This window comes from Parasphingopyxis marina (genome assembly GCF_014237875.1).
GTDB classification, from domain to species: domain Bacteria; phylum Pseudomonadota; class Alphaproteobacteria; order Sphingomonadales; family Sphingomonadaceae; genus Parasphingopyxis; species Parasphingopyxis marina.
Window position 1 is genome coordinate 1,333,010 of sequence record NZ_JACJVJ010000001.1, and the last position, 12,362, is coordinate 1,345,371.

Consider the following 12,362-nt stretch of genomic DNA (forward strand, 5'->3'; position numbering starts at 1 on the left):
GTCAGCAGGCAGCCTCACGCATCGCGTCCGCCAGCAGGCGGAAGTCTTTTTCACGCGGGCTGTTCTTGCGCCACACGAGCGCAATCGTGCGTGCCGGATGCTCGGCATCGAGCGGCCTGGCGACGATATCGGTGTCGCGCAATATGCCTGCGTTGATCGCCATCTCTGGCAGCATAGTGGTTCCAAGGCCATTGTCGACCATCTGGACGAGCGTGTGGAGCGAGGTTCCCATCATCCGGGCCTCGGCGCGCAGCTCGGGCCGGTTGCAGGCGGCGAGGACATGATCCTTCAGGCAATGGCCGTCCTCGAGCAGCAACAGCCTGCCTTCATCGAGCAGCTCGGGAGAAATCATCTTGGGCGGGTTTTCGGGCTCGCCCTTCGGAAATGCCACGAACAGCCGGTCGTCGAACAGTTCGGCCGTTTCGACTTCGCCGCAGCGATAGGGAAGGGCGAGCAGCACGCAATCGACCTGGCCGCGCTGGAGGGATTCGCAGGCGGCTGAGCTCGTCTCTTCGCGCAGGAAGAGTTTGAGGTCGGGCCAATCGGCGCGGAGCTTGGGCAGGATGCATGGCAGCAGGAAGGGCGCGATGGTGGGGATCACGCCCATGCGCATTTCGCCGGAAAGCGGATTGCCCGCGGCGCGGGCCATTTCGGACAGCTCCTCCGCCTCGCGCAAGACGCGCTGCGCCTTGTCGGCGATGGCCAGGCCGAGCGGCGTGAAGCGCACGACACGTCGTGTGCGTTCGACCAGGGTGATGCCGATCAACGATTCCAGCTCGCGCAGGCCTGCAGACAATGTCGACTGGGTGACGAAACAGGCTTCGGCCGCCTTGCCGAAATGGCCGTGATCGCGCAGGGCAACCAGATATTGGAGCTGCTTGAGTGTCGGAAGGTAGGTGGACATATATTGATCCAATCAATGATACGCCCATCAATAATCAATTTTGTCGCTTAGCTCCAGTCCCCTCAACCAATAATTGCGCGATAGGCGCCGTAGGCGCTGGTGACCGTGAGGATGATCCCGACCATGATCAGCATCGCCTTGGTCGGCACGCGTTTTGCCATGAACGCGCCAAACGGTGCCGCCACCACGCCGCCGATCAACAGGCCGACGACCGGGCCGGCGAAATCGGTAAAACCCAGATTGGCGATGAAGGTCGCCGAAATCGTCAGCGTGAGAAAGAATTCGACGGTGTTGACGGTACCGACGACCTTGCGCGGCTCAACTCCCTGGACGAGCAGGTTGGACGTCACGACCGGGCCCCAGCCGCCGCCCCCGGCCGCATCGAGAAAGCCGCCTATTAGGCCCAGCGGTTCGACCACCTTCGGTTTCTGGTGCTTGGGCGGGTAGAGCAACCCGCGCACGAGCAGATAGATGCCGATACCGACAAGATAGGCCAGAACAAAGGGTTTCACGGCCGAAGCGTCGACATTGCTCAGCAAATAGGCGCCCAGCACGCCGCCGATAATGCCGGGGACGAGCAGACGGAAGAACAGCCTCCGATCGACATTGCCATGCAGGATATGGCTGACCGCCGAGACGAAGGTTGTGAATGTTTCGACGATATGCACCTTGGCCGACGCGCGCGCCGGGGTGAGGCCGAGCATGGTGACGAGAAAGGTGTTGCAGATGACGCCGAACGCCATGCCGAGCGCGCCGTCGACGATCTGGGCGAAAAATCCGACCGCGATGAAAGGAAGCAATGCTTCCAGTGTCGTGGCATCGATCATCTGCGCGAATCCGGTGGGCCAATCGCCCTGGGAATCGCTAATTGCGCCGGGTGCCCCGGTGCCGCAATGGAGATTTGCTTCGTAGCCGCGATAGTCCTGCTTTGGGGGCTGAAAGCAGCCCGATAATTGGCTTTACGGCTTTGAAAGGCTAAATGGGTTTTAATAAGGAACGCGACCCAGCGTACCGGTCAGGGAGACCACCGATGGCAAACCGGTTGATCGCCTATCTCGATTCGATCAAGGCCCGCGACCCGGCGCCGCGCTCGCGCATGGAGGTTCTCCTCTATCCGGGGGTCGCCGCCTTTTTCTATCATCGCATCGCGCACCGGCTGTTCCGGATGCGGCTGTTCTTTCTCGCCCGGCTCGTCAATCACTGGTCGCGCTTCGTGACCGCGATCGACATTCATCCCGGCGCGAGGATCGGGCATCGGCTGTTCATCGATCACGGCTTCAGCGTGATCGGCGAGACGGCGGAGATCGGCGACAATGTCACCATCTATCAATGCGTCACCCTGGGCGGCACCAATCCGGCGGACGGCGTGGCCGGCAAGCGCCACCCGACGATCGAGGACGATGTCATCATCGGATCGGGCGCGCAGGTGCTTGGGCCGATCACGGTGGGCAAGGGCGCGCGCATCGGCGCCAATGCCGTGGTGACGAAAGACGTGCCGCCCGGCGCGGTGATGGTCGGCATCCCGGCCAAGGCGACACTGATGGACGCGCAGGACAAGCCCGAAGGCTTCGTTCCCTATGGCACGCCCTGCAGCGAGATGTTCGATCCCTCGACCCAGCGGCTGGAGCTGATGCGCTGCGAGCTGGAGGCGATGCGCAAGCAGATCGACGCGTTGATCGCCGAGCGCGACGAGCGCGAGGAGCGCGACGAGGACCATAGGGAGAGCGGTTGCGCCTGATGGGCAGCGTTACGCCATTCCCGCTTCCGCCCGCCCGTCATGGCGGCTCCCGGCCCAGCCAGACCGGCTTCGAACGCGACGAACTCAATCGCATTCTCGATCTTTACGGCCGCATGGTCGCCGCCGGGCACTGGCGCGATTATGCGATGAATTTCGAGAAGGATTTCGCGTCCTTCTCCGCCTTTCGCCGCACCGCCGAAAACCCCGACTACCGGATCGAGAAGCGGCCCGCGCTGCGCAACAAGCAGGGCATGTGGGCGCTCTACAACGAGAGCGGGATGATCCTGAAACGCGGCCAGGAACTCGGCCCCGTTCTCGCGCCCATCGAACGGCGCCTGCTCAAGATCGTCGGAGAATGAGAAACCCCATCCCGACCCTGAGCAAAAAGGGCCGGGAGGGGGTGCGGGCCGGTGCGGCGATTTCCCGCAAGGGAAATTCTGACCGATACTAAGCCGTGACCGCCGTCGTCCCGAGCGCCGGCAGCTTCGCCGTCAGCCCTTGCGGAAGCGGCTTCACCACCAGGCTGCGGGCATTGTGCCAGAAGGCGGAGAGCAGCAGCAGCGCCGATCCGATGACCAGCGCGGCGAGCGCCACATTGGTCTCGACCGCGCCGAACCGCTCGAACAATCCGTTCAGCGCCCACAGCACATAGATCAGACTGGAGACCATCAGCGCGCGCCGGTCGATCGCCAGCGCCACCATGGCGAGCGCGATATAGAGGCCGATGACGAGCACCGCGCCGCCGGTGGAAATCGCGCCCTCGGTCACGCCGATCTGCGCGAAGATCGGATGGACGATCAGCGGCGCCGCCAGCAGGTGCAGCCAGAAGGCCACGTCCGCCCGCCGCGTTTCGCGCCGCGGATCCTTCATGTCCCACGCCATCGCAAAGGCGAAGGTGGCGAGGCCTGCGGCGAACAGGATCGCGTTCAGCACGCCCTGCATATTATCGTCGAAGATATTGCCGCTGGTCGCCGCGGTGATCCCGCCGACGACCGCCGCGACCAGCGCCGCCGCGCCCGCCGCGATGGTGATCGGCACATGGAAGCGCCGCCAATGCGCATAGGCGCCCGCCATCGCGATCAGGCCGGATATGGCGATATAGGTCGCCACGATCCGCTCGTCGCCGGGGCCGAAATTATTCTCGTCGCCGATCAGGCCGATCGCGGCCGCGCCGAACAGCCCGCCGACAAAGGCGAGCAGCAGCAGGATCGAGGGCAGCGCCATGCGCCGCACCCGCGTGAAATATTCGGCCAATCCCCAGGCCGCGACGGCCACGCCGAGCGCGCCGACCCAGGGCTGGATCTCGCCGCCCAGCCAGGCGATGGCGACGAGCAGCAGCACGCTGGCGATCGCCACGAAGATATCGTTGAAGCCGGTGACGAGGCGGAAATGCTCCTCGTCGACCAGGGTGGTGGTGCGGTCCGCCGCCATGAAGGCGCGGAATTTCTGGACGTCCGCGGGCTGCAATGCCCCCGCCGCCACCGCCGCCTCCAGATCGCTCTCGCTATACATGGGCCAATCTCCCTATTCTCCCGATGCGCAGCGCATCGTTATGGCGGCGGCATAGCATAGCTGTATTAGTGATGCAATACGGTGATACGATTGACACAGGTTGACACAGGCCGGGGGGTAAAAGGCGCAACATTGTTGCCCTTAAGGGCGCAAAACTCGCATGGTTTCGCGTCATTCCGGGCTGCCACCACCGAATCGCTGCCGTTCTTCGCATAGGATCAATAGTTTCAACGGCTTGGCCTCATGCATCTGCGCGGAAGACGGCTGCGCCTTATGCGCGCCGAGTCTCGCCAAGGGAGGCTCTCACGGAATTTCCAAATAGGACAGGGATTTATTTAGTACAAACTCCAAATAAAAATCCAGATTCGCCTTGCCTCATACTTTAGGATATTCAGAAATGGAAAGGGTAAGGCCATGGCATGGGAAGGGATTTATGCTGCTTACATGACGGCTAGTGAAGGTCAGGGATTTTCTATGTTCGTGTTTATGGGTGGGCGAATAGTGGGAGCAGATCCTTTTGGCGTCGTTTACGATGGATCATACCAGACACAGAAAGATGGCAATCTTGTAGGACAAGTTACCGTCACGGTTCCCCCTGGAGTGTTGGTCATTCAAGGAGCAACGCCCGGGCCGGACGGGATGACTTACCAAGTGCCCTTAAATTTTGAAACTGACGCACTCGGTCTGGACTATATCACATTAGAAACACCGCTTGGCCCAGTGAATCTAAGAATGACGAAAATTCGTGAACTTGAGCGTGAGGCATGATCTCTCAGATTTTATCAAACCCAGCCGTAATTGCTGCGTTCTTGAGCGCCATCGCTGCAATCGCTGCTGCAGTTGCCACATGGCGCGCGCCGGTTTCGGCGGCCAGGATCGGCGAAAGGCTTAGACGGCAGGGGGAAGGCGAATTAGAATCCAGAAGATTCCGGATGAATGTGTTCGCCTATATCATGCAAGGGCGGGCTGAAATTTGGTCCGAAGAAACTGTTCGCGCCCTTAATTCTATTGATGTCGCGTTCAATCACTCCGTTTCGGTCCGCGAAGCTTGGGCCGAGCTATATCAGGCGCTCAATACCGCGCCGATGCAAAATCATGTGGTGGACGAGCGCATTCGAAAACTGTTGCGAGAAATGGCCATTGATTTGGGTATTTCCGATACGTTGCGCCTAGATGACTTCGGGCGCATTTATTTCCCGACTGCATTGGCTGAAGAGCGTCAAGCGCGGGCTCTGGAACGGCAAGCGACATTGCAGCGGCTTGCTGGTCGAGGCGTGGCGGCGCAAACTAATGAGAATGCGGCACTGGAACTTTGGCCACCAAAACCGGATTAAGTACCTGACTTAAAGTGCTAAAGTTGGATCGCTTCAATCAATCGATAGTCACCTTACCAGTGATCCCCATCACTCCCCGCCATCTCGCTCTTATGGTATATCCGTCCCGTCGCATGAATGAGGATAGACCCATGACGAAGAGCATCGACACCGAAAAGGCGGCCAAGGCTGCCGAACTCAAGGACAAGGAACTGGACGCGGTCCAGGGCGGCGTGGCGCGGTCGGATCTTTCGGCCAGCCAGCAGGCCCAGCGCGGCCGTCCGGCGCCCAAGCCGGAAGTGAACACCGATCCCGCCATCAAGGTCGGCGGCGACGATCTTGCGGACTATGTAGCGCCTTAGGATGGACGACGGACGGCGGATCAGGCGATAGCGCGATGACGCAACCGGCTGGCCCGCCCGTCCACGCCTCTCCGGCCCGCACCCCGCCCGTCCGTACACTGTGGCAGGTGAAGGCCTCCACCCTGTGCAATCTGCGCTGCCGCTATTGCTATGAATGGGACCGGCTGGCCGATCGCCGCCGGCTGCCGCTTTCGGGCTGGCACCGCGTGTTCCAGGCGATGGCCGATTATGCCGAATATCGGTTCGAGGAACTCGGGATCGAGGCCGAAACGCTGATGGTGTGGCATGGCGGGGAACCGCTGCTCTTGCCGGTCGGCTATATCGAGGACGTGCTGGCGCTGCAGCGGGAGATGCTGGGGCCCGGCAAGCTGCGCATCGGCCGGGTGATCAACGGTGTCCAAACCAATCTCTATCGGCTCAACCCCGCTTTCGACCTGATGGTGCGCGAAGGCTTCATGTTCAGCGTCTCGCACGATGCCACGGCCGATGTGCGCCTCGCGCTGGGCGGGCAGGACAGCGCCGGGGATGTCGAGGCCAATCTGCGCGTGCTGGCTCAAAGCGGCGCCTCCAACGGCGTGGCGGTGGTGCTGGGGCGGCACAATCACCTGCGGCTGGCCGAAGTGCATGACGCGCTGGAAGCGACCGGCGCGGGCTTCATGCGGATCAACCCGATGTTCACCCCGCCCGGCACCGCGCCGGGATCGGATCTCGAACTGACGCCCGAAGAGGCGATTGCGGCGCTGGCTGCGCTGATGCGCCACCGCGCCGCGACCGGCAGCACTTTCAAGGTCGAGCCGCTGGGCCGCGCCGAGCGGGCGGCCGCGCGGCGCAGGGCAGGGGGCACGATCACCGCGCGCAACCGGCGCAGCTATGGCGAGACGCGGTTCGTCGTGCATCCCGATGGCGCGCTGGCCTGCGAGGCCGGGGTGATCGCGGCCGAACATCCGCTGGGCAATGTGATCGAGCAGGACATGGCCGATATCGTGCGCGGGCCCGCCTACCGGGCGGTGCTCGACGCGACCGAGGCGAAGATCGCCCGGCATTGCGACGCGTGCGATTATCGCGGTGCCTGCGATATTCGCGCGCTGCTGGAATTCACCTATGACGCGCCCGCCGGGCCGTGCCCGATCGAGGCGCGGCTGTGCGCGGTCGCCGAGGAGCTGGAGGCGCTGGCGGCCTGAGCCTGTCGGCGGCGGTCAGTTACCGCTGCAATGCAGTTCGATCACTTCCCAGTCGAGCGCGCTCGGCGATCCGCCGTGATGCGCGACCTGCTCGTCGATACAGCGTTCGCGCGCCGTCCGCTCGTCGCGCTCCTCGTCGGCGCGCTCCCGCTGGAACGCCTCGACGATCGCGCGTTCGCGCGGGGTGAGATTGTTCCAGTCGACATTGCCGGGGCCCGCGCTCGGCGGCGGGGCGGGGGGCGGCGACTGGATGATGGGCTGGCCGGCCGGGGCCATGGCCAGCATGCCGGCCATTCCGATGAACAATGCGATGTGCATAACGCTCTCCTTCGCTTCGTCGCATGCTCGGGTTTTGCACGTTTTTCCCGTTTTGCACGCGAAAATTTAGCGTCCGTCGCCTGAACGGGCGCTGCATCGCCAAGGTTCCGAAAAAGGCGGCGTTCCGAAGAAGCGTAGAGCGTTATCCGGTTATTTTTCTTCGGTCGGGGTTTCCTCGGTCGGGCTGGGGGCGGTGCCGCCGCTGCCCGAGTTGGCAGCGGTCATCGCGGTGGTCGTCGTCACGCCCTTGCCTTCCGCTTTCACGCTGGACGAAAAGCTCTGGAAGCGGACTTTCCCCATGGAAGGCCCCGAGCCGATCGCTTTCAGCGTGCCGCCGCCGGCGGGGCCGGGATCGCCTGCGCCCTGGATATCGTCCAGTTCGGATTCGATCAGTTCGACGGGCGTGTTGGCGGGGGTTTCTTTTTTGTCGGGCACATCGGTTCCTTTGCAATCGTGGAAACGGAAGGATGCGACACCGTGTGAAAGCCTGCCCCGGCGCGCGGGCCCCGTCAATAGGCGGGTCCGGGCGCGGTCGCGCTCGCGATATCCGGCTATACATATGATCCGGGCGCGCTAATCCTGTCGCCGAACGGAGGGGACGCCATGGCATTCGGCACGAAGGCCGCGCGCAGCGAGAAGATTTTCGTCAATTACCGGCGCGAGGATGCCGGCGGTTTCGCCGGGCGGCTTTCGGATTCGCTGGCCAATTATTTCGGCGCGGGCCGCGTGTTCCGTGACGTGACCGGCATCGATTACGGCCATGATTTCGAAAAGGTGATCGACGAGAAGCTGGAGGAATCGGGCGCGCTGGTCGTGATGATCGGCGAACGCTGGACCAGCGTGACGGATGCGGAGGGAAAGCGCCGGCTCGACGATCCGGGCGATTATGTGGTGCGGGAAATCGCCGCGGCGCTGCGCAACGGCGTTCCCGTCCTGCCCGTGCTGATCGGCGAGGCATCGATGCCGCGGACCGAGGAACTGCCCGCCAGCCTGGCCGAGCTCGCCCGGCGCAACGCCATCTCGCTGACCGACGAGCGCTGGGATTTCGACGTCGACCGGCTCGCCAAGGTGCTGACCATCGACGTGCCGGGCACGGTGGCGCAGCGCCGGCTGGACTGGATGAAGGCGGCGGCGCTGGCGATGCTCGTGCTGGGCGGCGCGATCGCGACCCTGGTCTTTTGCGCGGCGCTCGGCACTTGGCGGCCGCCGGAAGGGCTGCGCGAAGCGGGCTTTTCGCCGATCGTGTCCGCGATACCCTTCATGGCGATCGTCTTCGCCGGCGCGCTGACGCTCAACGCGGCGCCCGCGATGGAGCCGGGCAAGCGCAAATATGCCTGGGCCTCGGTGGCGCTGGCGACGGTCGGCACGCTCGGCGCGTTTATTGCCTATGCGCTGCGCAACGTCGCCGAACCCAATGGCAGCCTCGTCGCCAATTTCGGGGCCTCGACGATCACCATCTTCGGCATGCTCGCGCTGCTGGCGCTCGCCGGCTTCCGCGCCAAATAGCCGGTCAGTCTTCCGCGCCGCCGGCGGTCTCGCGTTCGGCCAGCCATTGCTCGAAGCGGATGGCATAGGGGGATGCAGGATCGAGCAGGGCAACAAGCGCGCGCATCGCGCCGATTCCCTGCTCCATCGGCACGTTGAGGAAAATGACGAGCCCGTCGCGCGACGGAAGATAGCTATAGGCGAGGGTAAGCTGCGACCAGTCTCCGCCCTCATGGCCGATCGTCCTGCGGGCGCCGAGATCGACCTCCACGAAGCCAAGGCCGTAGCCCTGATCGCGCGGGCAATCGGCCGGCGCGTCCGCGCAGTCGACGACCGATTCCTCGCCCTGGTCCGTGACGATCCGGTCGCGCTCGGCGGCCAGTTCCGGCCCATAGCCTTCGCCCGCGCTGATCGAAGCCATGATCCGGGCGTAATCGCGCAGGGTGATGAGCAATCCGCTTGCTGCCGACCAACTGCCCTCCGGCCAGCAGAAGCCGGGTCGGCACCCCGGATCGTAGCGTTCGCCCTCCGCGTCGATGCCGAGCGCGATATCGGCCGTGTCCGAACGATCGACGACAAGGGTGGCGGTCTCGATCCCTAGAGGCGCGAACAGATAGCGCCCGGCGAGTTCCGGGAAGGATCGGCCCAGCTTCTCTTCCATCGCGCGGTAGAGATATTGGAAGCCCTCGCCGGAATAGCCGTATCCGGACCCCGGATCGCGTTCGAAGGTCAGCCGGCCATCCTCGCGAAAGAAACGCCAGTTGGGGAAGCCGCTTCGCTGGGTCAGGATCATGCGCGGCGTCAGCAGCCGGTGGCGCGGATCGTCGGCGACGTCCGGATCGATCCAGTAAGGATAGACCGGCTCGTCGAGATCGGCTTCTCCCGCGGCGACGAGGCGCAGGAAGGTTTCGGCGGCCACCGTCTTGGTGATCGAGGCGACATCGAAGCGCGTATCCGCGTCCGCCGGAACGCCGGGTGCTTCTTCGCCCGTATAGTGTTCATAGACGAGGTTGCCGTCGCGCAGAATGCCGACCGCGCCGGTCGTAATGCCGTGTCGTTCCATGATCGCGTCGATCCTCGGCGCGAGCTCGGCGGTTGCCGGTCGGGCAAGGGCGGGGCTGGCGGGCGGTTCCTGTGGCGTTGTGGCGCACGCCGCCACCGGCGTGAGCGCAAGAAGGCGGTAAATCGCTATATGTCGCATGGAAGAACTCGGCGCCGTGAAGAGGAGTGCCCTCCCTCGCGCCTGCCGTTCGAGCGGCTGGATATTTTCCGCTAATCGACAGGAGAGGCAGGCCAATCGACAGTCAGGCCGAGATCTGCCGGATCAACCGCGCGCCGTCCCGGCTGGTGGTGACGGCCTCGCCGTCGGAGAGGTGGAGTGTCAGCCGACCATTGCCCGCAGGCTCGGCCCGGACGATGGCGCCCTGCCGAATGATGTGCGAACGGTGCACGCGGACAAAATCCTCCGGCAGCGACTCTGCGAACGCGGTCAGCGTGCGATTGGACAGGAAGGTTCGTACGGCGGTTGCGATTTCGACATAGTCGCCGGCGCCCGACAAGCGGACTATATCCGTGTGATCGACCCCGATGATCTCGTTGCCGTCGCGCAGCAGCAAATGACCTTCGGTCCTGGTCCCTGCGTCGGTTTCCCCATTGGTTTGGCGGTGACCCGCTGCGCGCCATTCGATGTAGAGCAGGATCATCGCATAGAGCGTAATGCCCTGATAGATTTGCCAGACGAGGGAATTTTCATTGAAGGCGCGAGCCACGAGTCCGTTTCGGATCCAGTCGGCCGCCGTGGCAAAGCCGACGAGAATGACGAAATACCATGCATAGGCGAAGCCGACAGCGGCGAGCGCGTGAAAGACGATACGGACCGGGATCCCGAATCTCGATGGCTTGACGGCTTGCAAAAGAGCGACCGTCGGCACGGTGCACACGGCAAGCGCCGCGACATTGGTCAGGGCCGACAGAAACGCGCTTCCCGACAGCCCCATCGGGATCGAAAAGGCCAGGATATAGGCGAGAAAAAGCGCCGCAAATGCGGCCAGGGGAACAACGAACCGGCCTTGCTCCATCCGCCTAATCCACTGGCTCAGCCGCCCAGTGCTTGCAGCTTCGCAATCGCCTGCATCGACTGTTCGGCCCCGGCTTGCGGCGTTTTTTCGCCGGTGCGGTCGGTGATTTCGGCCCAGTGCGCCGCCACGCCCTCGGCGTTGAGTTCGCCTTCGGGGAGCGCGACTCCGTCGGTCATCGTTACATAGGCGGCATGGAAGAAGCCCGCGCCGGCACCGATAATCGTGCTGGTCGGCGCGTCTTCGGAAACCAGGTAAATCGCCGCCGGGGCCACTTTTTCAGGCGCGAAAACGCCCTTCATCGCGTCGGGAAAGATGTCTTCGGTCATCCGCGTTTCGGCGATCGGCGCGATCGTGTTGCACTTGATGTTATATTTGGCGCCCTCGATGGCGAGCGTCTTGGTGAGGCCCGCCAGCCCGAGCTTCGCCGCGCCGTAATTGGCCTGGCCGAAATTGCCGTAGAGCCCGGTCGAGGAAGCCGTCATCAGGATGCGGCCATAGGCCTGTTCGCGCATCTGTTCCCACACCGCCTTGGTGCAGATCGCCGAGCCGTTGAGATGCACATCGACGACGAGCTTGAAATCCTCGACCGACATCTTGGCGAAGCTCTTGTCGCGAAGGATGCCCGCATTGTTGATCAGCACATGGACGCCGCCCCAGGCTTCGACCGTCTTGGCGACCATTTCTTCCATCTGTTCGGCTTCGGTCACGCTGGCGCCGTTGGACATCGCGGTGCCGCCCGCCGCCTCGATTTCCTCGACCACTTTGAGCGCCGCATCCGAATGGCCGGTGCCATCGCGCGATCCGCCAAGATCGTTGACGACGACCTTGGCGCCGCGCTTCGCGAGATCGAGCGCATAGCAGCGGCCAAGCCCGCCGCCTGCTCCTGTGACGATGGCGACGCGGTCTTCGAAGGAAATGGTCATGGGATAGCCTTTCGCGGATTCGTTCTGTTCTGGTTGCCGAGCGGGTTAACGTGCGCGGAAAGGCGCGACAAGAGCCCTGTCGCCCCAATGAAAAACCTCCCCGGGGACAGGCCCGGGGAGGTTTCCAAGCTCTCGGGGTAGGGGGGTGAGAGCTTTCCGTTAGCGCGGATCGTATGACTGCGCGCAATTGTCGCGAATGCTTTCCGAACAGGTCGGATAGTCGGTGCGGACCCGCGGCTGGAAGGTTGCGACAGCCTGCGAACGGATCGCGGCACCGCTTTCGACCGGCGGAGGCTGGCTCGGCGTATAGGAATCCGGGCCGTCATAGACCTGGGTCTCGTCCGGGCCGCCAAGGCCTTCATATCCCTCATAGGGGTCGTTGGGCAGCTGGGTTTGCGGCTCGTTTTCCACCTGCATGTCGCCCTGCTGTGCGGGCGGAGTCGCGAAGGCCGCGGTGCCGGCCATCATGGCTGCTATCAATGCGATCTTCTTCATGGATATCTCCTCTGCCGGACGCGGTGCCGGCGGTTGGGGCCCCCATTTGGAAT

At 63.5% G+C, this 12,362-nt stretch carries 16 protein-coding genes; 7 read left to right on the forward strand and 9 right to left on the reverse strand.

All coding sequences use genetic code 11. From position 1 onward, the window contains the following. Position 1 precedes the first annotated feature (1 nt). Positions 2-904 carry a LysR substrate-binding domain-containing protein gene (locus H6P80_RS06630; RefSeq protein ID WP_185800511.1) on the reverse strand — a complete coding sequence of 301 codons (903 nt, stop codon included), beginning with the start codon at positions 902-904 and terminating at the stop codon, positions 2-4. Positions 905-966: 62 nt separating this feature from the next. Then, entirely contained in the window at positions 967-1,731 is a 765-nt protein-coding gene (locus tag H6P80_RS06635) for a sulfite exporter TauE/SafE family protein (protein ID WP_185800512.1), read from the reverse strand. 203 nt (positions 1,732-1,934) lie between these two features. Here H6P80_RS06635 and epsC point away from each other — a divergent pair, with 203 nt between their 5' ends. Both epsC and H6P80_RS06645 read left to right on the forward strand, forming a co-directional pair. Next, positions 1,935-2,642: a serine O-acetyltransferase EpsC gene (gene epsC, locus H6P80_RS06640; protein WP_185800513.1), complete on the forward strand. Its 708-nt coding sequence runs from the start codon at positions 1,935-1,937 to the stop codon at positions 2,640-2,642. Further along, positions 2,642-3,001: a DUF2794 domain-containing protein gene (locus tag H6P80_RS06645; protein WP_185800514.1), complete on the forward strand. Its 360-nt coding sequence runs from the start codon at positions 2,642-2,644 to the stop codon at positions 2,999-3,001. The genes epsC and H6P80_RS06645 overlap by 1 nt, the downstream gene beginning before the upstream one ends. 88 nt (positions 3,002-3,089) lie before the next feature. Here H6P80_RS06645 and H6P80_RS06650 read toward each other — a convergent pair whose 3' ends face one another. Continuing rightward, the gene (locus tag H6P80_RS06650; protein ID WP_185800515.1) at positions 3,090-4,154 is read right to left on the reverse strand and encodes a hypothetical protein; all 1,065 of its coding nucleotides are present in this window, start codon (positions 4,152-4,154) and stop codon (positions 3,090-3,092) included. A 414-nt stretch (positions 4,155-4,568) separates the two neighbouring features. Here H6P80_RS06650 and H6P80_RS06655 point away from each other — a divergent pair, with 414 nt between their 5' ends. The 4 genes from H6P80_RS06655 (at position 4,569) to H6P80_RS06670 (ending at position 7,010) form a co-directional block, all read left to right on the forward strand. Continuing rightward, entirely contained in the window at positions 4,569-4,922 is a 354-nt protein-coding gene (locus tag H6P80_RS06655; protein WP_185800516.1) for a hypothetical protein, read from the forward strand. Beyond that, positions 4,919-5,488 carry a DUF6680 family protein gene (locus H6P80_RS06660; RefSeq protein ID WP_185800517.1) on the forward strand — a complete coding sequence of 190 codons (570 nt, stop codon included), beginning with the start codon at positions 4,919-4,921 and terminating at the stop codon, positions 5,486-5,488. The genes H6P80_RS06655 and H6P80_RS06660 overlap by 4 nt, the downstream gene beginning before the upstream one ends. A 131-nt stretch (positions 5,489-5,619) precedes the next feature. Beyond that, positions 5,620-5,829 carry a hypothetical protein gene (locus H6P80_RS06665; protein ID WP_185800518.1) on the forward strand — a complete coding sequence of 70 codons (210 nt, stop codon included), beginning with the start codon at positions 5,620-5,622 and terminating at the stop codon, positions 5,827-5,829. A 35-nt stretch (positions 5,830-5,864) separates the two neighbouring features. Further along, positions 5,865-7,010 (forward strand): radical SAM protein, encoded by a 1,146-nt coding sequence (locus H6P80_RS06670; protein ID WP_185800519.1) that lies wholly within the window; start codon positions 5,865-5,867, stop codon positions 7,008-7,010. Positions 7,011-7,025: 15 nt separating this feature from the next. Here H6P80_RS06670 and H6P80_RS06675 read toward each other — a convergent pair whose 3' ends face one another. Both H6P80_RS06675 and H6P80_RS06680 read right to left on the reverse strand, forming a co-directional pair. Further along, positions 7,026-7,328 carry a hypothetical protein gene (locus H6P80_RS06675; RefSeq protein ID WP_185800520.1) on the reverse strand — a complete coding sequence of 101 codons (303 nt, stop codon included), beginning with the start codon at positions 7,326-7,328 and terminating at the stop codon, positions 7,026-7,028. Positions 7,329-7,478: 150 nt separating this feature from the next. Then, on the reverse strand, positions 7,479-7,763 hold the full coding sequence (locus H6P80_RS06680; RefSeq protein WP_185800521.1) for a hypothetical protein: 285 nt from the start codon (positions 7,761-7,763) through the stop codon (positions 7,479-7,481). 168 nt (positions 7,764-7,931) lie between these two features. Between H6P80_RS06680 and H6P80_RS06685 the strand changes: the two genes are divergently transcribed. Next, positions 7,932-8,834, forward strand: a complete 903-nt coding sequence (locus tag H6P80_RS06685; protein WP_185800522.1) for a toll/interleukin-1 receptor domain-containing protein — start codon at positions 7,932-7,934, stop codon at positions 8,832-8,834. 4 nt (positions 8,835-8,838) lie between these two features. Here the strand turns inward: H6P80_RS06685 and H6P80_RS06690 are convergent, their stop codons facing one another. From H6P80_RS06690 to H6P80_RS06705, 4 genes are all read right to left on the reverse strand, one after another. Beyond that, positions 8,839-10,014 carry a serine hydrolase domain-containing protein gene (locus H6P80_RS06690; RefSeq protein WP_185800523.1) on the reverse strand — a complete coding sequence of 392 codons (1,176 nt, stop codon included), beginning with the start codon at positions 10,012-10,014 and terminating at the stop codon, positions 8,839-8,841. 103 nt (positions 10,015-10,117) lie between these two features. Next, on the reverse strand, positions 10,118-10,891 hold the full coding sequence (locus tag H6P80_RS06695; protein ID WP_185800524.1) for a LytR/AlgR family response regulator transcription factor: 774 nt from the start codon (positions 10,889-10,891) through the stop codon (positions 10,118-10,120). Between the two features lie 17 nt (positions 10,892-10,908). Next, positions 10,909-11,814, reverse strand: a complete 906-nt coding sequence (locus H6P80_RS06700) for an SDR family NAD(P)-dependent oxidoreductase (protein ID WP_185800525.1) — start codon at positions 11,812-11,814, stop codon at positions 10,909-10,911. 159 nt (positions 11,815-11,973) lie between these two features. Continuing rightward, positions 11,974-12,309, reverse strand: coding sequence for a hypothetical protein (locus H6P80_RS06705; protein ID WP_185800526.1), 336 nt, complete (start codon positions 12,307-12,309; stop codon positions 11,974-11,976). Between the last annotated feature and the right edge of the window lie 53 nt (positions 12,310-12,362).

Coding starts and splice junctions, on each gene's coding strand:
- H6P80_RS06630 (WP_185800511.1), bottom strand. CDS start 904: ATGTCCACCTACCTTCCGACACTCAAGCAGCTCCAATATCTGGTTGCC.
- H6P80_RS06635 (WP_185800512.1), bottom strand. CDS start 1,731: ATGATCGATGCCACGACACTGGAAGCATTGCTTCCTTTCATCGCGGTC.
- epsC (WP_185800513.1), top strand. CDS start 1,935: ATGGCAAACCGGTTGATCGCCTATCTCGATTCGATCAAGGCCCGCGAC.
- H6P80_RS06645 (WP_185800514.1), top strand. CDS start 2,642: ATGGGCAGCGTTACGCCATTCCCGCTTCCGCCCGCCCGTCATGGCGGC.
- H6P80_RS06650 (WP_185800515.1), bottom strand. CDS start 4,154: ATGTATAGCGAGAGCGATCTGGAGGCGGCGGTGGCGGCGGGGGCATTG.
- H6P80_RS06655 (WP_185800516.1), top strand. CDS start 4,569: ATGGCATGGGAAGGGATTTATGCTGCTTACATGACGGCTAGTGAAGGT.
- H6P80_RS06660 (WP_185800517.1), top strand. CDS start 4,919: ATGATCTCTCAGATTTTATCAAACCCAGCCGTAATTGCTGCGTTCTTG.
- H6P80_RS06665 (WP_185800518.1), top strand. CDS start 5,620: ATGACGAAGAGCATCGACACCGAAAAGGCGGCCAAGGCTGCCGAACTC.
- H6P80_RS06670 (WP_185800519.1), top strand. CDS start 5,865: ATGACGCAACCGGCTGGCCCGCCCGTCCACGCCTCTCCGGCCCGCACC.
- H6P80_RS06675 (WP_185800520.1), bottom strand. CDS start 7,328: ATGCACATCGCATTGTTCATCGGAATGGCCGGCATGCTGGCCATGGCC.
- H6P80_RS06685 (WP_185800522.1), top strand. CDS start 7,932: ATGGCATTCGGCACGAAGGCCGCGCGCAGCGAGAAGATTTTCGTCAAT.
- H6P80_RS06690 (WP_185800523.1), bottom strand. CDS start 10,014: ATGCGACATATAGCGATTTACCGCCTTCTTGCGCTCACGCCGGTGGCG.
- H6P80_RS06695 (WP_185800524.1), bottom strand. CDS start 10,891: ATGGAGCAAGGCCGGTTCGTTGTTCCCCTGGCCGCATTTGCGGCGCTT.
- H6P80_RS06700 (WP_185800525.1), bottom strand. CDS start 11,814: ATGACCATTTCCTTCGAAGACCGCGTCGCCATCGTCACAGGAGCAGGC.
- H6P80_RS06705 (WP_185800526.1), bottom strand. CDS start 12,309: ATGAAGAAGATCGCATTGATAGCAGCCATGATGGCCGGCACCGCGGCC.